The organism is Rhizobium sp. YTUHZ044 (assembly GCF_051123975.1).
Lineage (GTDB): Bacteria > Pseudomonadota > Alphaproteobacteria > Rhizobiales > Rhizobiaceae > Rhizobium.
The window spans coordinates 1,867,887-1,884,371 of record NZ_CP101426.1 but is presented as its reverse complement, the minus strand read 5'-3'; the positions used below and the strand labels follow the sequence as shown (position 1 = coordinate 1,884,371).

At 62.2% G+C, this 16,485-nt stretch carries 18 protein-coding genes; 2 read left to right on the top strand and 16 right to left on the bottom strand.

Features of this window, described 5'->3' with window-relative positions:
* Positions 1–139: 139 nt before the first annotated feature.
* From NL154_RS09380 to pcsA, 6 genes are read right to left on the bottom strand one after another with little or no spacing between them, the layout of a single operon-like run.
* Positions 140–1,216: a BMP family ABC transporter substrate-binding protein gene (locus NL154_RS09380; protein WP_221102539.1), complete on the bottom strand. Its 1,077-nt coding sequence runs from the start codon at positions 1,214–1,216 to the stop codon at positions 140–142.
* A gap of 55 nt (positions 1,217–1,271) precedes the next feature.
* Positions 1,272–2,192 (bottom strand): ABC transporter permease, encoded by a 921-nt coding sequence (locus NL154_RS09375; protein ID WP_221155055.1) that lies wholly within the window; start codon positions 2,190–2,192, stop codon positions 1,272–1,274.
* Complete coding sequence (locus NL154_RS09370) at positions 2,189–3,274, bottom strand: ABC transporter permease (RefSeq protein ID WP_434733942.1); 1,086 nt, start codon at positions 3,272–3,274, stop codon at positions 2,189–2,191. Before NL154_RS09370 ends, NL154_RS09375 begins: the two co-directional genes overlap by 4 nt.
* Positions 3,264–4,832, bottom strand: coding sequence for an ABC transporter ATP-binding protein (locus NL154_RS09365; protein ID WP_434733941.1), 1,569 nt, complete (start codon positions 4,830–4,832; stop codon positions 3,264–3,266). The genes NL154_RS09370 and NL154_RS09365 overlap by 11 nt, the downstream gene beginning before the upstream one ends.
* A gap of 39 nt (positions 4,833–4,871) precedes the next feature.
* Positions 4,872–5,852, bottom strand: a complete 981-nt coding sequence (locus NL154_RS09360) for a quinone oxidoreductase family protein (RefSeq protein ID WP_221124390.1) — start codon at positions 5,850–5,852, stop codon at positions 4,872–4,874.
* 10 nt (positions 5,853–5,862) lie between these two features.
* A complete protein-coding gene (pcsA, locus tag NL154_RS09355) occupies positions 5,863–6,591 on the bottom strand; it encodes a phosphatidylcholine synthase (protein ID WP_210631631.1) in 729 nt (242 codons plus the stop codon).
* A 353-nt stretch (positions 6,592–6,944) separates the two neighbouring features.
* Here pcsA and NL154_RS09350 point away from each other — a divergent pair, with 353 nt between their 5' ends.
* Complete coding sequence (locus NL154_RS09350) at positions 6,945–7,757, top strand: ferredoxin--NADP reductase (RefSeq protein ID WP_064806129.1); 813 nt, start codon at positions 6,945–6,947, stop codon at positions 7,755–7,757.
* Between the two features lie 48 nt (positions 7,758–7,805).
* Here the strand turns inward: NL154_RS09350 and NL154_RS09345 are convergent, their stop codons facing one another.
* The 7 genes from NL154_RS09345 to NL154_RS09315 form a co-directional block, all read right to left on the bottom strand.
* Positions 7,806–8,420 carry a GntR family transcriptional regulator gene (locus tag NL154_RS09345; protein WP_434733940.1) on the bottom strand — a complete coding sequence of 205 codons (615 nt, stop codon included), beginning with the start codon at positions 8,418–8,420 and terminating at the stop codon, positions 7,806–7,808.
* A 133-nt stretch (positions 8,421–8,553) separates the two neighbouring features.
* A complete protein-coding gene (locus NL154_RS09340; RefSeq protein ID WP_434733939.1) occupies positions 8,554–9,756 on the bottom strand; it encodes an ABC transporter permease in 1,203 nt (400 codons plus the stop codon).
* Positions 9,746–10,462, bottom strand: a complete 717-nt coding sequence (locus NL154_RS09335; RefSeq protein WP_210631395.1) for an ABC transporter ATP-binding protein — start codon at positions 10,460–10,462, stop codon at positions 9,746–9,748. The genes NL154_RS09340 and NL154_RS09335 overlap by 11 nt, the downstream gene beginning before the upstream one ends.
* A 12-nt stretch (positions 10,463–10,474) precedes the next feature.
* The gene (locus NL154_RS09330) at positions 10,475–11,767 is read right to left on the bottom strand and encodes an efflux RND transporter periplasmic adaptor subunit (RefSeq protein ID WP_210631396.1); all 1,293 of its coding nucleotides are present in this window, start codon (positions 11,765–11,767) and stop codon (positions 10,475–10,477) included.
* A gap of 11 nt (positions 11,768–11,778) precedes the next feature.
* Positions 11,779–11,991 carry a hypothetical protein gene (locus NL154_RS09325; protein ID WP_221124388.1) on the bottom strand — a complete coding sequence of 71 codons (213 nt, stop codon included), beginning with the start codon at positions 11,989–11,991 and terminating at the stop codon, positions 11,779–11,781.
* Entirely contained in the window at positions 11,981–12,355 is a 375-nt protein-coding gene (locus tag NL154_RS09320) for a GFA family protein (protein WP_221124387.1), read from the bottom strand. The genes NL154_RS09325 and NL154_RS09320 overlap by 11 nt, the downstream gene beginning before the upstream one ends.
* Positions 12,356–12,364: 9 nt before the next feature.
* On the bottom strand, positions 12,365–12,574 hold the full coding sequence (locus NL154_RS09315; RefSeq protein WP_064708964.1) for a hypothetical protein: 210 nt from the start codon (positions 12,572–12,574) through the stop codon (positions 12,365–12,367).
* Between the two features lie 375 nt (positions 12,575–12,949).
* Between NL154_RS09315 and NL154_RS09310 the strand changes: the two genes are divergently transcribed.
* On the top strand, positions 12,950–13,132 hold the full coding sequence (locus tag NL154_RS09310; protein WP_221146595.1) for a hypothetical protein: 183 nt from the start codon (positions 12,950–12,952) through the stop codon (positions 13,130–13,132).
* Between the two features lie 169 nt (positions 13,133–13,301).
* Here the strand turns inward: NL154_RS09310 and NL154_RS09305 are convergent, their stop codons facing one another.
* The 3 genes from NL154_RS09305 to NL154_RS09295 are packed head-to-tail and all read right to left on the bottom strand — an operon-like array spanning position 13,302 to position 16,483.
* Positions 13,302–14,381: an ABC transporter ATP-binding protein gene (locus NL154_RS09305; RefSeq protein ID WP_210631401.1), complete on the bottom strand. Its 1,080-nt coding sequence runs from the start codon at positions 14,379–14,381 to the stop codon at positions 13,302–13,304.
* An 18-nt stretch (positions 14,382–14,399) separates the two neighbouring features.
* A complete protein-coding gene (locus tag NL154_RS09300; RefSeq protein ID WP_434733938.1) occupies positions 14,400–15,449 on the bottom strand; it encodes a carbohydrate ABC transporter permease in 1,050 nt (349 codons plus the stop codon).
* The gene (locus tag NL154_RS09295) at positions 15,446–16,483 is read right to left on the bottom strand and encodes a carbohydrate ABC transporter permease (RefSeq protein ID WP_210631403.1); all 1,038 of its coding nucleotides are present in this window, start codon (positions 16,481–16,483) and stop codon (positions 15,446–15,448) included. The genes NL154_RS09300 and NL154_RS09295 overlap by 4 nt, the downstream gene beginning before the upstream one ends.
* Between the last annotated feature and the right edge of the window lie 2 nt (positions 16,484–16,485).

Here is a 16,485-nt window from a genome sequence, read left to right as displayed (position 1 = left end):
CCTCCCAATGCCGCTCCTTCGCGGCGCAGGGTCAAAAAATCATATAGTATTACTTTTGTAAATCGCTTTTTTTAACGTTACAGAAGAAAAAAAGGGCGCCCGCCAGGACGCCCTTGAAAGTTGCAGAAAGCCTGCGGAATTATTGCGCCGGCAGCTTGTCGTCGACGCCTTCGACATAGAAGTTCATGCCGAGCAGCGTGGCGTCATCTGCCTTCTCGCCGGCCTTCAGCCAGGGCGTGCCGTCCTGCTTGTTGATCGGGCCGGTGAAGGGATGCAGCTCGCCCGACTTGATCTTGGCTTCGGTTTCCTCGGCCATCTTCTTCACGTCGTCAGGCATGTTGGTGTAGGGCGCCATCTTCAGGATGCCGTCTTTCAGGCCGTCCCAGCTCTGTTCGGACTTCCAGGTGCCGTCCAGGAGCGCGTGAACACGTTTGGAGTAGTAGGCGCCCCAGGTGTCGACGATCGCCGTCAGCTGCGCCTTCGGGCCGGCTGCGATCATGTCGGACGCCTGACCGAAGGCATGGATACCGCGTTCTTCGGCAACCTGCATCGGCGCTGTCGTATCGGTGTGCTGCGTCAAGACGTCGACCCCCTGGTCGACCATCGCCTTGGCCGCATCGGCTTCCTTGCCGGGGTCGAACCAGGTATTGACCCAGATGACCTTCAGCTTGAAGCTGGGGTCGACCGACTTGGCGCCCTGCTCGAAGGAGTTGATGCCCATGACCACTTCGGGGATCGGGAAGGAGGCGATGTAGGCGGCGCCGTGATTCTTCGAGGTCTTGGCGGCGATCTGGCCGAGGATATAGCGGCCTTCATAGAATCGCGAGTTGTAAGTCGCGAGATTCGGGCCGGTCTTGTAGCCGGTGCCATGCTCGAACTTGACCTTCGGGAACTTGGCGGCGACCTTCACCGTCGCATCCATGAAGCCGAAGGACGTCGTGAAGATCAGCTTGCAGCCGGACCGGGCCAGACGCTCGATGGCGCGCTCGGCGTCCGGGCCTTCCGGCACGTTCTCGAGATAAGGCGTTTCGATCTTGTCGCCGAATTCGGCCTGGACCTGCTGGCGGCCGAGATCGTGGGCCTGCGAATAGCCGCCATCGGTGTGCGAACCGACATAGACGAAGCAGACCTTCGTCTTGTCCGCGGCCTGAGCGGCGGAGGAAATGCCGATCACGGCAGCAGCCGAGGCGGCGAGTGCGAATGCGAACTTCTTCATGGTTACCCCTGTTGGTTTGAAGTTATTCCGGAAACCCGTCTTTGATCTTGTTGCTTTATCGCTCCGGCACGAAGGCTTTTCCGAGCGACGCGGGCGTGTTGATCAACGTCGTGCGCCGATTATGGGAAATGATGATGAGAACCACAATAGTCGCGGCATAGGGCAGCATCGAAAGGAACTGCGCGGGTATCCCGAGACCGAAGGCCTGTGCGTGCAGCTGCAATATGGTCACCGCGCCGAAGAGATAACCGCCGGCAAAAACCCGCCATGGACGCCAGGAGGCGAAAACGACAAGCGCCAGGGTGATCCAGCCGCGGCCGGCCGACATGTTCTCCGCCCATTGCGGCGTGTAGACGAGCGAGAGCTGCGCGCCGGCAAGACCGGCGCAGGCGCCACCGAACATCACCGCAAAATAGCGCGTGCGGATGACACCGATGCCGAGCGCATGGGCCGACATATGACTGTCGCCGATCGCTCTCAGTTTCAGCCCGGCCCGGCTGCGGAACAGGAACCAGCTGACGCCGATCACAAGCGCAATCGACAGGTAGAAGATCAGATCCTGCCTGAACAGAACATGGCCGATAACAGGAATATCCGACAGGACGGGAATGACGATCTCTTCGAGGCGAATGCCGGGAACGCTGACATAGGGCTCACCGAGCATGCCGGATGCGCCGAGGCCGAGAAGGGTAAGCGCCAGTCCCGTCGCCACCTGGTTGGCCACCAGCGTCAGCGTCAGGAAGGCGAACAGCAGCGAGAACAGCGCACCCGCCACTATGCCGCAGATGATCCCGACATAGGGCGAGCCCGACGCTTGCGCGCCGGCAAAAGCGGCGACCGCGCCCATGATCATCATGCCTTCAACGCCGAGATTGAGAACGCCGGAGCGTTCCGCTACCAGTTCGCCGAGCGCGGCGATGACGAGCGGCGTCGAGGCAGTGATGACGGTCAGCAGAATGGCTTCAAAAATGCTCATGCCGCACCGCTCCTCAGCCGCGACCAGACGATACGGACTTTGTAGTAGATCAGTGTATCGCAGGAGAGCACGAAAAAGAGCAGCAGCCCCTGGAAGACGCGGGTGACCTTGTCGGAGACGCCGAGCGACAGCTGCGCCGCCTCGCCGCCGAGATAGGTCAGCGCCAGCACCAGGCCGGACGCGATGATGCCGAGCGGATTGAGCCGGCCGAGGAAGGCGACAATGATGGCGGTGAAGCCGTAGCCCGGAGAGATCGCCGGCTGCAGATGGCCGATTGAGCCGGAGACCTCTGATATCCCGGCAAGGCCGGCAAGCGCGCCCGAGAACAGAAAGCTGAACCAGATCATCTTCTTCGATGAGAAGCCGGCAAAGCGCCCTGCCCGCTCCGACTGGCCGAGCACCACGATCTGGAAACCTTTCAGCGTATAACGCAGCATGAACCACACGCCGATCGCCGCGATGATGGCGAAGATGAAGGCCCAATGGGCCCGGCCCGATTCCTCCCAGATCGCCGGCAGCACCGCTTCCGGCACGAAATCCCGCGACACCGGGAAGTTGAAGCCCTGCGGATCGCGCCAGGCGCCGCGCACCAGCCAATCGAGGAAGAGCTGGGCGATATAGACCAGCATCAGCGATGTCAGGATCTCATTGGTGTTGAAATGGGCCTTCAACAGCGCCGGAATGGCGGCAAAAAGCGCGCCACCAAGCGCTCCGAGCAGCAGCATCAGCGGCAGGACGAGCGGCGAATGCCAGTCGTAAAAGACAATCGGCAGGTAGGAGCCGGTGATGGCGCCAATGGTGAACTGCCCCTCGGCGCCGATATTCCAGTTGTTCGAGCGGTAGCTGACGGCAAGGCCAACGGCGATCAGGATCAGCGGTGCTGCCTTGATCGCCAGCTCGTGCAGCGACCAGACCTCGAGTAGCGGCTCGACGAAGAATGCATCGAGCGCCTCGACGGGGTTTTTGCCGAGCATAGCGAACATGACGGCGCCGAAGGCGAGCGTCAGGGCAAGGGCCAGGAGCGGCGAGACGAAGGCGAAGAGCTTCGAGACGTCGGGACGTTTTTCCAGTTCAATGCGCATGGGCAGTCTCCGCGGCCGAGCTGCCTTCATGCAGGCCGCCCATCAGCAGGCCGATCTTTTCGCGGGTGAGTTCGCCGGCCGGATAGGGCCGGGAAAGGCGCCCCTCGGAGATGACAGCGATATCGGTTGCCACTTCGAAGATTTCGTCGAGGTCCTGGCTGATGACGACGACGGCGGAGCCGGCCTTTGCAAGATCGACCAGCGCTTGGCGAATGCGGCTTGCGGCCCCCGCATCGACGCCCCAGGTCGGCTGGTTGACGACGAGGACGGCCGGCTGGCGGTCGAGCTCGCGGCCGACGATGAATTTCTGCAGATTGCCGCCGGAGAGCGAACCGGCGGCGGGATCGTCACCGCTCTTGCGGACATCCATTGCTTCGGAAATGCGCCGCGCCGCAGATTTTACCGCGCCCTGCCTGATGATGCCGAGCACGCCCAGAAAGGCCTTGCGATCCGACTGGCTGCGGGCCAGCACCAGATTGTCGGACAGCTTCATGGCGGAAACGGCGGCGTGCCCGTGCCGCTCCTCCGGCACGAAACCGGCGCCGAGCAGGCGACGGGCGGTAATGCCCTGAGTGCCCACCGGCTTCTTGCGGATGATGATCGCTTCGGCTGAGGCAACCGGATATTCACCGGACAGCGCGTCGAACAGCTCGCTCTGGCCGTTGCCAGCGACGCCGGCAATCGCGAGGATTTCGCCCGATCGCACCGTCATGGAGACATCGCGCAGCGGCATGGCAAAAGGCGTGCGCGCGGAAACCGACAGGTTGGTAACGGCAAGCTGCACCTCGCCCCTGTCGCTGCGCTCGGGATGGGTGACGGTCGCCACCTCGCTGCCGACCATCATGCGGGCGAGCGAGGCCGGCGTTTCCTGCCTGGGATCACAGGCGCCGGTCACCCGGCCATGGCGCAGCACGGTGGCGCGATCGCAGATGCGCTGCACCTCCTCCAGACGATGGCTGATATAAAGAACCGAACGGCCCTCGGCGCGCAACTTGAACAGCGTCTCGAACAGCCTGTCGGCCTCTTGCGGCGTCAGCACCGAGGTCGGCTCGTCGAGAATGATGAGCTTCGGGTTCTGCAGTAGCGCGCGGACGATCTCGATGCGCTGGCGCTCGCCGACGGAGAGATCGGCGACATGGGCATGCGGATCGAGCGGCAGGCCGTAGGCGATCGACAGCGCCCTCGCCTCCTCGGCGATCCGATCGATCGGAATGGCGTCATCGAGCGACAGCGCGATGTTTTCGGCCACTGTCAGGGCCTCGAACAGCGAGAAATGCTGAAAAACCATGCCGATGCCGTGCTTGCGGGCTTCGCCCGGAGAGGCGATGAGGACAGGGCTTCCTTCCCACAGGATCTGCCCGTGCGTCGGCTCCAGCACGCCGAACAGCATCTTGACCAATGTGGATTTGCCTGCGCCATTTTCGCCGAGAAGCGCATGAATCTCGCCCGGCGCAATGTCGAGATCGATGTCATTGCAGGCGGCAAAGCCACCGAAAAACTTCGTCAGCTTCTGGACGGACAACAACGCACCGGGATCCGGCACATTCAATGCAGACACGTTCCCCTCATTTCTTCTGCCGACCGGTCCGTTCGGATCTCATGGAATCAGCAGCGTCGTTCCTGTTGTTTTTCTTGCTTCCAGATCCGCGTGAGCTCGCCCAACCTCACGCAGCGGATAGGTTTGGTTGACATTGATACGCACTTTGTTGCTTTGCACAACATCAAATAGCGCCTTTGCACTGTCGTCCAATTCCCCCCGCGTGGCGATATAGGTGAAGAGCGTCGGGCGAGTCGCAAAGAGCGATCCCCTCTGAGCCAGCATGGCGAGGGTGAAATTCTCGATCGGCCCGGAAGACTGTCCGAAGGAGGCAAAAAGGCCGCGCGGCTTCAGGCAATCGAGCGACTGTGGAAAAGTATCGCGGCCGATCGAATCATAGACGACATCGACGCCCTTGCCGCCCGTTATATCGCGGACGCGCCCGACGAAATCCTCGCTCTTGTAGTTGATCACATGGTCGTAGCCGTGGGCCAGCGCCAGCTTGATCTTGTCCTCCGAGCCCGCCGTGCCGATAACCGTGGCACCGAGCGCCTTCGCCCACTGGCCGGCGATCAGGCCGACGCCGCCGGCGGCGGCATGGAACAGCAGAACCGTCTGATGGCCCACCTTGAACGTGCGGTTCAGGAGATATTCGGCGGTCATGCCCTTCAGCATCATCGCCGCCGCCATTTCCAGCTCGATGCCGTCCGGCACATGCACCAGATGGCGCGCCTCGATATTGCGCTCGACGCTATAGGCGCCGTCAGCGCTGGCATAGGCGACACGATCGCCAAGCTTGAAATCGGCAACATCAGGTCCGACCGCCGTCACGATTCCGGCGCCCTCCTTGCCGGTGACAAATGGAAGGTGCGGCACCTTATAGGAACCGTTGCGAAAGTAGACATCGATGAAGTTGAGGCCGATCGCCGCCTGCCGGATCTGCACCTCGCCTGTCACGGGTGGCGGAAGATCGATTTCGACGTAGTCGAAAACATCAGGTCCGCCCGTCTGCGAGAATGAAATCGCATGCGTCTTCGTCATATCGCCTGTCCTAAGCTTCGCGTCCAAGGGAGGGGAAGAATTGCAGCACCGCGCCGATGACGTAAAGATAGAGCCCGGTCACGATAAAGAGAATGAGCGCCCATTCCGGCATCTCGAAATGCATCAGCAGCGAATAGACGCCGAGCGCCGACCACAGGAAAAAGACGCCGAGATTGAGCGGGCGCAACCTTTTGACGCGGACGGGATGGAGGAAATTGATCGGCAGGAAGGTCAGCACCACCGAAATCGTCACGACGACTAGCGCCGTCGTGGCGCTCGCATCGATGACGAACAGCGTGAAGACGATCATGTTCCAGACGACGGGAAAGCCGGAGAAGAAATACTCCTCGGTCTTCATGCCCATATCGGCATAATAGATGGCGCTAGAGACGACGATCATGCCGGCTGCGACGAAGGACCAGGGCTCGCCGATCATGCCGCTCTGATAGAGGGCGAAGGCCGGCAGCAGCACATAGGTGACGTAATCGATGATATTGTCGAGCGTATCGCCGGACCAGTTCGGCAGCACTTCTTTGACCCGCACCTTGCGGGCAATCGGCCCGTCAATGCCGTCGACCAGAAGCGCCAGACCCAGCCACCAGAACATGTCGATGAAGCGATGCTCGGCCGCGGCGACGACGCCGAGAAAGGCAAGGAACGAGCCGGACGCCGTCAGGATATGGACGGAAAAGGCGCGCATCTCGGCGTAAGGAACACGCTTGTAGTTGAAAATCTTCATAGTCCCCCGACCGCCTGTCGCGCTCGCCCCGGCAAGCGTGTATTTTTTCGCCATCATCACCGGACCCTGCTCCTGAATCGGGCTGGGTTCGACGCCGTAGGTCTTTGTTGTCGCACCGCTTTTGCCGAAAATCAGCATTCGGCTGCGGTCCGCCGCTCTAATATGCATCCTTTGCCCGGCTTCGCCAGCGGGAAATATGACATTCCCCGCTCGCCATTGAATCCTGACCATGACATGCATATTTCCCTTCTGAAGCGTCGCGTGGAATGGAATGCCTTTAATTCCGGCCGGATTTGTAATATCTCGCTCCCAATCCGACAGTTCATCCGACGAATACGGGATCCGCTACCGAAATGAACGCGCCTGCAAAGACCGAAGACTTCGCCTCGTCCATCCCCGCCGGCGTCTATGCCGAGACGGTGCTGAGCGTGACGCATTACACCGACCGGCTCTTCCGCTTCACGATGACCCGGCCGCAGGGCTTCCGTTTCCGTTCCGGCGAATTCGCGATGATCGGGCTGATGGTCGAGGGCAAGCCGGTCTTCCGTGCCTATTCGATCGCCAGCCCAGCATGGGCCGAGGAGCTTGAATTCTTCTCGATCAAGGTGCCGGACGGTCCCCTCACCTCTCATCTGCAGGCGATCAAGCCCGGCGATCAGGTGCTGATGCGCAAGAAGCCGACGGGCACGCTGGTGCTCGACGCGCTGACCCCTGGCCGCCGTCTCTACATGTTCTCGACCGGAACCGGTGTTGCGCCGTTCGCCAGCCTGATCCGCGACCCCGAGACCTATGAAAAGTTCGAGGAAGTCATCCTCACTCACACGACGCGCGACGTCGCCGAGCTGAAATATGGCTTCGATCTCGTGCACGAGATCCAGAATGACGAACTGCTGAAGGAAGTGGTCGGCGACAAGCTGCGCCATTACGCGACCGTCACGCGCGAGGATTTCGAATATCGTGGCCGCATCACCGACCTGATCTCGTCGGGCAAGCTGTTTACCGATCTCGGCGTTCCGCCGCTCGATCCGGCAATCGACCGCGGCATGATCTGCGGCTCCTCGGCCATGCTGAAGGATACCAAGGAACTGCTCGAAAAGGCTGGCCTCAATGAAGGCGCCAACAGCAAGCCCGCCGAATTCGTCATCGAACGCGCTTTCGTCGGCTGACACTCTTTCAACGATCAAATGCAAGCGGCTCCGGAAACGGGGCCGTTTTTATTTGCGGGCGAGATAGTCGATCAGCACCGCCATCGCCCCACGCGCCTCATCCGGCCTGCCCTGCCGAATGGCGCGGATGACGGCGACATGCAGCGCGATGGCGCGGTCCATGCGCTCGGGGCTTGCTGTGGAATACCAGAGGCGGCGCGCATGCGCCTGCACCGGACCGAGTGCGGCCATGATGAAGCCGTTCGGGCACGCGTTCTCGAGAATTGCGTCAAAGGCCTTGTCGGCGGCGAAGAAGCCGGTGAGATCGCCGGTCACGACGCATTTCTCCATCGCGTCGGCGCAATCGCTGAGGCGCTCACGATGTTCGTCCGTGGCATGCTCGGCAACCAGGCTTGCCGCAATCGGCTCCAGCTCGCGGCGGACCTGCATGACATTGCCATGATCCTCCGGTGTGATCTCGGCAACCTGCAGCCCAACCCGCGGCTTCACCAGGATCAGCCCCTGCCAGGCGAGCTTCTGAATCGCCTCGCGCACCGGCGTGCGCCCGCGGCCCGCCATATCGATCAGCTGCTTTTCGGTGACAAGTGCGCCAGGCTTCAGCGCCAGCGTAACGATCAGGTGCTCGAGTGCTAGATAGGCAAGGTGGCTTTGTGACGTCTGCACTGCCGATAATCCCGTAGCCGGCCTGATATATCACATTCTGCCACGGTAAAAAGTCGAAGACAAGGCGACGCAGACATCCAAGGAGTGAAACCCAAATTCGCAGGTCCGCACGACCGAACCGCGCGTCCGCCCTTCACTCGTGTCGCAACGCCTCGATCGGATTGAGCTGCGCTGCCCGTCTCGCCGGAAAATAGCCGAAGATCATACCGATTGCCGCGGAGAAGAGGAAGGCGACGGCGACCATCATCGGACTGAAGACGAAGGGGACTTTCAGGAGGGTGACCGCCACCAGGCCGAGGCTCAGGCCGAGCACGATGCCGGTGATGCCGCCGAAGAGCGACAGCGCCACCGCCTCGACCAGGAACTGGGTGAGCACCTGGTTTTCGAGCGCGCCGATCGCCAGGCGGATACCGATTTCGCGGGTTCGCTCGGTGACGGAGACGAGCATGATGTTCATGATGCCGATGCCACCGACGAGCAGGCTGATCGCGGCGACGGCGCCGAGCAGGCCGGTCAAGAGTGTCGTCGTGCCGGTCATCGCCTCGGCGATCTGCGTCATGTCGTTGACGTTGAAATCGTCCTGGCGGCCGGGAATGATCTTGCGGCGCTCACGCAGCAGATTTTCGACATCGGCCTGCACCTTGGCTGTCGAGACACCATCGCGCGCCGAAATGATGATCTGCGGCACGTTGCTGTTGCCGCTGATGCGCCGCTCGAACACCTTGACCGGCATGATGACCACGTCGTCCTGGTCGGTGCCCATGCCGGACTGGCCGCGCCTGGCCAGCACCCCGATGACCGGGCAGGAAACCTTGCCGACGCGGATCTGCTGGCCGAGCGGATCGGCGGCTCCGAAGAGTTGCGAGCGCACTGTCTCACCGATGATGCAGCGGGACTGACCGCGCTCCTCGGCGGGGGTGAAATTACGGCCGAGCGCCAGGTTCCAGTCCTGCGCGACGAAATAATCGTTGGTGGTGCCGGAGACGCTGGTCGAATGGTTCTGGCCGCCAAAAATCACCGTTGCCGTTGACTGGTTGAGCGGCGCCACCGCCCTCAAGCCGCCGATCTGGTCGCGGATGGCGGCGACATCCTTGAGGCTGAAGCGTTTGGCCTCGGAACTCACCCGGCCGGGGCCGAACTGCCCGGGACGAACGAACAGCATGTTGGTGCCGAGCCGCGACAGTTCGGTCGAGACCTGCGCGGTCGTACCGTTGCCGATCGTCACCAGCGCGATGACGGCGGCAACGCCGATGACGACGCCGAGCACGGTGAGGAAGGAGCGCAGCATGTTGCGGTTGATGGCACGCAACGCCAGCTTCAACGTCTCAAAGAACATGATCCGTCCTCCTGGCCTGCTCGACCTCGCTCTCCAGCTGGCCGTCGACGAAGCGCAGCAGCCGCCCGGCATAGGCGGCGATATCGGACTCGTGCGTGACCATGACGATGGTGATGCCGTGCTCGCGGTTCAGCCGCGTCATCAGTTCCATGATCTCGAAGCTGGTCTTCGTGTCGAGATTGCCGGTCGGCTCGTCGGCGAGGAGCAGCGCCGGCTCGGTAACGATGGCGCGGGCGATGGCGACGCGCTGCTGTTGACCGCCTGAGAGCTCCTGCGTCTTGTGATGCTCGCGGCCCGACAGGCCGACCAGCGCCAGCGCCTCGCGCGCCTTTTCGCGCCGTTCACGCACTGCCATGCCGCGATAGATCAGCGGCAGCTCAACATTCTCTGCGGCTGAGGTGCGCGACAAGAGGTTGAAGCCCTGGAAAACGAAGCCGAGCATGTGGCGGCGCAATAGCGTCAGCTGGCTGCGGTCGAAGCCGCTGGTCGGGATGCCCTGGAAGATGTAGTCGCCCGATGTCGGCACATCGAGGCAGCCGAGAATGTTCATCGCCGTCGACTTTCCGGAGCCTGACGGCCCCATGATCGCGACGAATTCATGGGCATCGATCGCAAGATCGACATGGTCGAGAGCGCGGATCGCCGCCTCGCCCTCGCCGTAGATCTTCGAGACCTTCCTGAATTCGATGAGCGGCGGGCTTGCCATCCGTCTCTCCGCCTAATTCGTCCGCACCGTGGCGTCAGTCACCAATGCGTCATTTTCCTTGAGTTCGCCGGAGACCACCTGAGTGAACTGGCCGTCGGACGAACCGACCTGGATGACGACGGGCGTGGCGCGGCCGTTGCGCAGCACCCAGACGCGGCGCTGCGCTCCCGTCAGCACCTCACCGGAATTACCGCCGCGCCGGCGTGGCGGCCCGAAGATCCCGAGAATGCCGCGGCCGCGCCGTTCCGCCTGCGGGGGGGCATAACGCAGCGCCGCGTTCGGCGCCATCAGCGTATCCTTGACGGCCTCGACGGTGATATCGGCGGTCGCCGTCATACCGGGGCGCAGCAGCAGGTCGGCGTTGTCGACCGAGAGCACCGCCTTGTAGGTCACCACGTTGTTGACCACTTCGGAGGCGAAGCGGATCTGCTCGATCTCGGCCGGGAAGGACCGGTCGGGATAGGCATCGACGGTAAATATCGCCTTTTGGCCGACGGCGATCTTGCCGACATCGGCCTCGTCGACATCGACCTGCAGCTCCATCTTCTTCAGATCGCCGGCGATGGTGAAGAGAATGGGCGCCGAAAGCGAGGCGGCAACCGTGGCGCCCGGATTGACGGACCGGGTGAGGATGACGCCGTCGATCGGCGAGACGATCTTTGCCTTGGCGAGATTGACCTCGGCAAGCTGCAGGTCGGCCTCCGAGGCCAGCACCTCGGCTTCGTTGATCTGTTTGGCGGCCACGGCGGAATCATATTTGTAAGTGGCATCGTCGAGGCTCTGCTGGGTGGAGACGTTGCTCCTGACCAGGCTCTTCAACCGCTCGAGCGAGGTGCTCGCCGATTCGAGATCGGCATTGGCCTTGGCGACGTTTGCCTTGGCCGAATTGACCTTGGCGCGCGAGCTCTTCACATCCGCCTCGAGCTTGTTGGTGTCGAGCAGCGCCAGCACGTCGCCCGCCTTGATCATGCTGTTATAATCCACGTTGACGTCGCGTACGGTGCCCGAAAGCTCGCTCGATATGTCCACCTGCTCGGTCGGCTGCACCGAACCGGTGGCGGTGACAAGCACCGTCAGGTCGCCGCGTTTTGCCGGCTGCGTGGTGTAGCTCACCTCACTTTGCCCGCGGCCGATGTAGAAGTAAGCGGCCGCCGCGGCGGCAGCGAGGAGGATCAGCACAACGAGCAGGCGGGCGCGCCAGCGGCTCCGCCTGTTCTGCCGTCCCGAAGCGGCAAGCACCGCGGCGAGATCGGGCGTCGCGCCGGCCTTTGCTCCGGTTTCGTCGCCGCTTACGATCTTGTTCATGTCATCCTCGATCAGTCAGTGGCCGCATCGGCCTGCAATGAAATAATCACACCGCAGATGAACCGGGAATTAGCGTTGCCGCCGAACTGGCACGGAATTGCGGACAGGTGAAATGAAATATTGGTAAGAAAACTCAAGTTTCCGCCCAGCGGCGCCTCTCGCGCAAAAATCTGCAGCGCTTTCGCGCTCCCGACAGGCAGCAATTGCCGACCGTCAATCAACATCCTCGGCATATTGCCCGGCACCCGGCAGCGGATGCAGCCACGCTTCGCGCCGCTTGATCCAGACTTCATGGTCCGGCTCAAGATCCGTCGGCGGGCTATCGAGCGAGCCGAGGCGGATTTCCACCGCCGCCTCCTGAAGGCAGAAAAGCCTGCTGCCGCAGGTGGGACAGAAGCTGCGGCCAGCGAAAGTGGCAATCTCGCCGCTTTGGGAGAAAGCCGAGCGAGACCAGAGCGCGAAGAAGACGAAGGCGGAACCACTCGATTTGCGGCAATCAGCACAGTGGCAGAGGCCGACGCGAAGCGGCTCGCCTTCCACCCGGTAGGCGACCGCTCCGCAAAGGCAGCTTCCCGTCCTGATCCTCATGGACGGCCGTCAGGAGTCGAGCTTGGTGGGGAGCCGCGGCGGACGGCGCTTGGCAGCCATCAACAGGTCGAGCTCGGTGGCGGAGGGGCCAAATTTGTCATAGAGGCGCTTGGCCTCCTTGTCGTCCAACCGGTATTTTCTGGCAAATTCGCTCATGCTGTAGGGGCGGCCACGCAACACTCTTCGCGCCGGGGTCGCCGTTTTCGGTGCGTCGGTCATGGTTTTCTCCTTTCTCAGCTTCCCTTTAAGTTAGAGCGGCTTATCCAATTGAAAAGAGTCGAGCGGCCTCGGCAGGGCCGCAAAACGCGACGGATGCGGCTGAATTTCCTGAAATCTTGCCGCTGACAGATCGCTTTCGGAGCGAGGTTGCGGGCCGCGCCAAAGCGGTCGCGGCGGCGATGGAGAACATCGGATTTTCCCGCTTTCTCCCGATGGCCACTGAAATGGCGAGCGAGCTCCCTTCCCGCCCGGCCCGCAACTTATCTCAGTCTCCGGCGAGATCACGAAATATTAAAATGCGGAACGCATGCGCCGGAGCGAAGGTTGTGAACTCGAGGTCGACGTGGCCTCAGTTCAAAACCAAGGAGAAACCAAATGGCAAACCAAGGTGGAACCCATGAACAGCACGTCAAGGCTGGGCAGCAGAGTCACAAGAACGACTCCAATTCCCGCAGCGCCTCTTCAGGCGGCCGTGACGCGCAGTCCAGCGGATCCCGCGGCGGCAGCCATGAGCAGCATGTAAAGGCTGGTCAACAAAGCCACAAGAACAGCCACTAAGGCTGTGATGACATGAAACTTGGCCCGCGCCCTCCATTCCGGCGCGGGCTTTTTTGTGACCTTGAAGCTGGTCGGCATTTAGATAGCATCATAGACTATAACGCGACTCGGACGGCAGAGCGAAGCTGCGATTTGACGAATGGCGCCCTTGTGGACGGACGCTGAAGCATCAAGACAGACGCCGGCCGTCCTCGCCGAAAAGGTGCAGAACCTCGGGGTCGAGATGGAGCGGCAGGCTGTCGCCCGATTTCATCTTCTGCTGGCCGGCAAAGACGGCGATCAGCTTCTTGCCGGCGGCTTCGGTATGGACGACGGTTTCAGAACCCAGCTCCTCGACAAGGGTGATCCGCGAGTCCAGCCTGCCTGCGGCGGCTGCATCCGCAAGTGTGATGTGCTGTGGCCGGATGCCGATGCTGACCCTCTCGCCCGCCGGGCGCGCCTCCCTGGCGACGACGGAAAGGCGATGGCCGCCCACGGTTTCGACTTGCGCGAAACCGCCGTCGTGGCCGACGATCGAGGCTTCCAGAAAATTCATGTGCGGCGCGCCGATGAAGCCGGCGACGAAGCGGTTTGCCGGCTTGTTGTAGAGTTCAAGCGGCGTCCCCACTTGTTCGATCCTGCCGCCTCTCAGCACGACGATCCGGTTTGCGAGCGTCATCGCCTCGACCTGATCATGGGTAACGTAGATCATCGTCGCCTTGAGGCGGGCGTGCAGAGCGGCGAGTTCGGCGCGCATGCTCACCCGAAGTTCGGCATCGAGATTGGAGAGCGGTTCATCGAGCAGGAAGGCATCCGGCCGGCGCACGATGGCGCGGCCGATCGCGACGCGCTGACGCTGGCCGCCGGAGAGCTGGCCGGGGCGGCGCTGCAGAAACGGCTCGATCTCCAGCATGCGCGCGGCGTCAGCGATGCGTGCTTCGATCTCGGCCTTGGCCACCTTGGTGTTCTCCAAGCCGAAGGCAAGGTTTTCCCGCACGCTCATATGCGGATAAAGGGCATAGGACTGGAAGACCATGGCAAGGCCGCGGTCGGCCGCACCGATCGCGGTGACGTCCTTGCCGTCGATGGCGATGCTACCGCCCGTCGGCTTGTCGAGACCGGCGATCAGGCGCAGCAACGTCGATTTTCCACACCCGGACGGGCCGACGAAAGCGACGAACTCGCCGTCGTTGACCTCAAGCGAGACATCGCGGATCACCTCGACGGCGCCGAAATTCTTGACGATGTTCCTGAGCTCGAGTCCGCTCATGCGCTCTCCTGTTTCCTATTATTTCAGCCCCGAGCCGGCGATACCCGTCGTGATGAAGCGCTGCAGGAAAACGAAGATCAGCACGACGGGGATCATCGAGACGACGGTCATGGCGAGGATATAGTGCCACTGCACATTGAGCTCGCCGGCATAGACGTTGAGGCCGACCTGCAGCGTGTAGAGTTCCTTGCGCGACAGCACGATCAGCGGCCAGAGGAAATCGTTCCAGCGCCAGACCACCGAGAAGATCGCCAGTACCGCCAGCGCCGGTGCCGACAGCGGCAGGATGATGCGCCAGTAGATCTGCCATTCGCTGGCCTTGTCCATGCGCGCGGCGTCGATCAGCTCGTCGGGGATCGTCAGCATGTACTGGCGCAACAGGAAGACGCCCGTCGGCGTGGCGACGGTCGGCAGGATGACGCCCCAGAGGCTGTCGAAGAGGTTCAAGCTGCCGATGACCGAATAGAGCGGCACGACGATCACCGAGAGCGGCACCATCAGCGTTGCCAGGATCATCAGCATGACGGCGGTGCGGCCGGGGAACTGGTATTTCGACAGCGCGAAGGCGGCCATCGAATTGACCAACAGGGTGATGGCCGTCGCCACCACCGTCACGAAGACCGAGTTGCGCAGGAACAGGAAGAAGTCGAAGCGCTGGAAAGGCTCGGTGTAGTTGTTGGTCGCGAATTCGACCTCACGCACCGGCGTGCGGACCTTGATGTTGACCTTGACGATTTCATCAGGCTGTTTCGGATCGACCATCTGGCCCATGATGCCAATGCGGCGCACTTCGGCGAGCACACGGGTGCTGCCATCCGGCATCGTCACGTTATAGAGCGGCAACGGCTTGTCGTATCCCGGCACCACGGCCTGCTCGGTGACATAAGGCAGGACGGACGGCGGGAACTCGGCGAGCGCCGCCGGCGTCTTGAAGGAGGAGAAGACCAGCCAGATGGCCGGGCCGAACATCAGGATGACGCCTGAGATCAGCCAGATCCAGGTGACGACATCCGTCCAGTGCCAGCCGCGGCCACGGCGACGTAGCAGGAAGGCGCCGACAGCGCTCATTGGCGTTTCCCCTTCTTCTCGTTGCGGCTGCTTGCGGCAAGCTGGATCAGCGTCAGGATGACGAGCACGATGCCCATCAGGATCGAGGCGGCCGATGCGAGCCCCGGATTGCGCAGCGAACTGGCAAAGCCGGTCTCGTAAATAAACTGGGTGATGTACATGGTGCTGGTGCCGGGCCCGCCGCCGGTGAGCACGAAAACCTCGTCGAAGATCTGCACGGCGCGGATCAGCGCCAGGACCAGGACGACGATGAGGTTCGGCATCAAGAGCGGCAGGGTGATGCGCCGGAAAATTCGGGTGGGGCTCGCCTTGTCCATCGCCGCCGCCTCATAGAGATCCCTCGGAATCGCCTGCAGGCCGGCGAGCAGGATCAGCGCATAAAAGCCCATATGCGCCCACACCGAGACGAAAACGGCGAAGAAGAACGCCCAGAAACGATCGCTGAGCCAGGAGAAGGGCTCGAAGCCGAAGGGGCTCAGCGCATAGTTCAGCAGGCCCTGGCGCTGCAGGATCCACTTCCAGATCAGGCCGACGACGACGGGCGACAGCAGCACCGGGAAGAAGAAGACGGCGCGCCAGAAGCCACGATTGGAAAGCTCGCGGTTGAGAATCAACGCCGTTGCGAGTGCCGCGACCAGCATGGCCGAAACCTGAAAGACGACGAAGACCGCGGTGTTGCGCACCGCGGCCCAGAAGGTGTCGGCCGCACAGGTCGAGGGGTCGAGATAGGAGCGGCAATCGAAGAGGATGCGGTACTGCTCGGCGCCGACATAGGTCCTGTTTGGCAGGAAGATGGCGCCTCCGCTCGTCGTCGAATAAATGAAGTTGATGACCAGCGGCAGGAGGACGAAGATGGAAAAGATCAGCATGTTGGGCGCCAGGAAGACACCGGCCATGCCGTTCACCCCCGTCAGCTTCTGCCAGGCGCGCATCGGGATATCGACGATCCCCATGGCGAGCCTGACAGGCGCAAGGAGCGCCTGCTGCAGACCGGCTTTCGCCGCAGGTTCGGAAGAAACCGTCTTCTCCGCCATTC

Excerpts from the sequence above, each read along its gene's own strand:
- NL154_RS09380 (WP_221102539.1), bottom strand. The coding sequence starts at position 1,216 with ATGAAGAAGTTCGCATTCGCACTCGCCGCCTCGGCTGCTGCCGTGATC.
- NL154_RS09375 (WP_221155055.1), bottom strand. The coding sequence starts at position 2,192 with ATGAGCATTTTTGAAGCCATTCTGCTGACCGTCATCACTGCCTCGACG.
- NL154_RS09370 (WP_434733942.1), bottom strand. The coding sequence starts at position 3,274 with ATGCGCATTGAACTGGAAAAACGTCCCGACGTCTCGAAGCTCTTCGCC.
- NL154_RS09360 (WP_221124390.1), bottom strand. The coding sequence starts at position 5,852 with ATGACGAAGACGCATGCGATTTCATTCTCGCAGACGGGCGGACCTGAT.
- pcsA (WP_210631631.1), bottom strand. The coding sequence starts at position 6,591 with ATGAAGATTTTCAACTACAAGCGTGTTCCTTACGCCGAGATGCGCGCC.
- NL154_RS09350 (WP_064806129.1), top strand. The coding sequence starts at position 6,945 with ATGAACGCGCCTGCAAAGACCGAAGACTTCGCCTCGTCCATCCCCGCC.
- NL154_RS09340 (WP_434733939.1), bottom strand. The coding sequence starts at position 9,756 with ATGTTCTTTGAGACGTTGAAGCTGGCGTTGCGTGCCATCAACCGCAAC.
- NL154_RS09335 (WP_210631395.1), bottom strand. The coding sequence starts at position 10,462 with ATGGCAAGCCCGCCGCTCATCGAATTCAGGAAGGTCTCGAAGATCTAC.
- NL154_RS09330 (WP_210631396.1), bottom strand. The coding sequence starts at position 11,767 with ATGAACAAGATCGTAAGCGGCGACGAAACCGGAGCAAAGGCCGGCGCG.
- NL154_RS09325 (WP_221124388.1), bottom strand. The coding sequence starts at position 11,991 with ATGTTGATTGACGGTCGGCAATTGCTGCCTGTCGGGAGCGCGAAAGCG.
- NL154_RS09320 (WP_221124387.1), bottom strand. The coding sequence starts at position 12,355 with ATGAGGATCAGGACGGGAAGCTGCCTTTGCGGAGCGGTCGCCTACCGG.
- NL154_RS09315 (WP_064708964.1), bottom strand. The coding sequence starts at position 12,574 with ATGACCGACGCACCGAAAACGGCGACCCCGGCGCGAAGAGTGTTGCGT.
- NL154_RS09310 (WP_221146595.1), top strand. The coding sequence starts at position 12,950 with ATGGCAAACCAAGGTGGAACCCATGAACAGCACGTCAAGGCTGGGCAG.
- NL154_RS09305 (WP_210631401.1), bottom strand. The coding sequence starts at position 14,381 with ATGAGCGGACTCGAGCTCAGGAACATCGTCAAGAATTTCGGCGCCGTC.
- NL154_RS09300 (WP_434733938.1), bottom strand. The coding sequence starts at position 15,449 with ATGAGCGCTGTCGGCGCCTTCCTGCTACGTCGCCGTGGCCGCGGCTGG.
- NL154_RS09295 (WP_210631403.1), bottom strand. The coding sequence starts at position 16,483 with ATGGCGGAGAAGACGGTTTCTTCCGAACCTGCGGCGAAAGCCGGTCTG.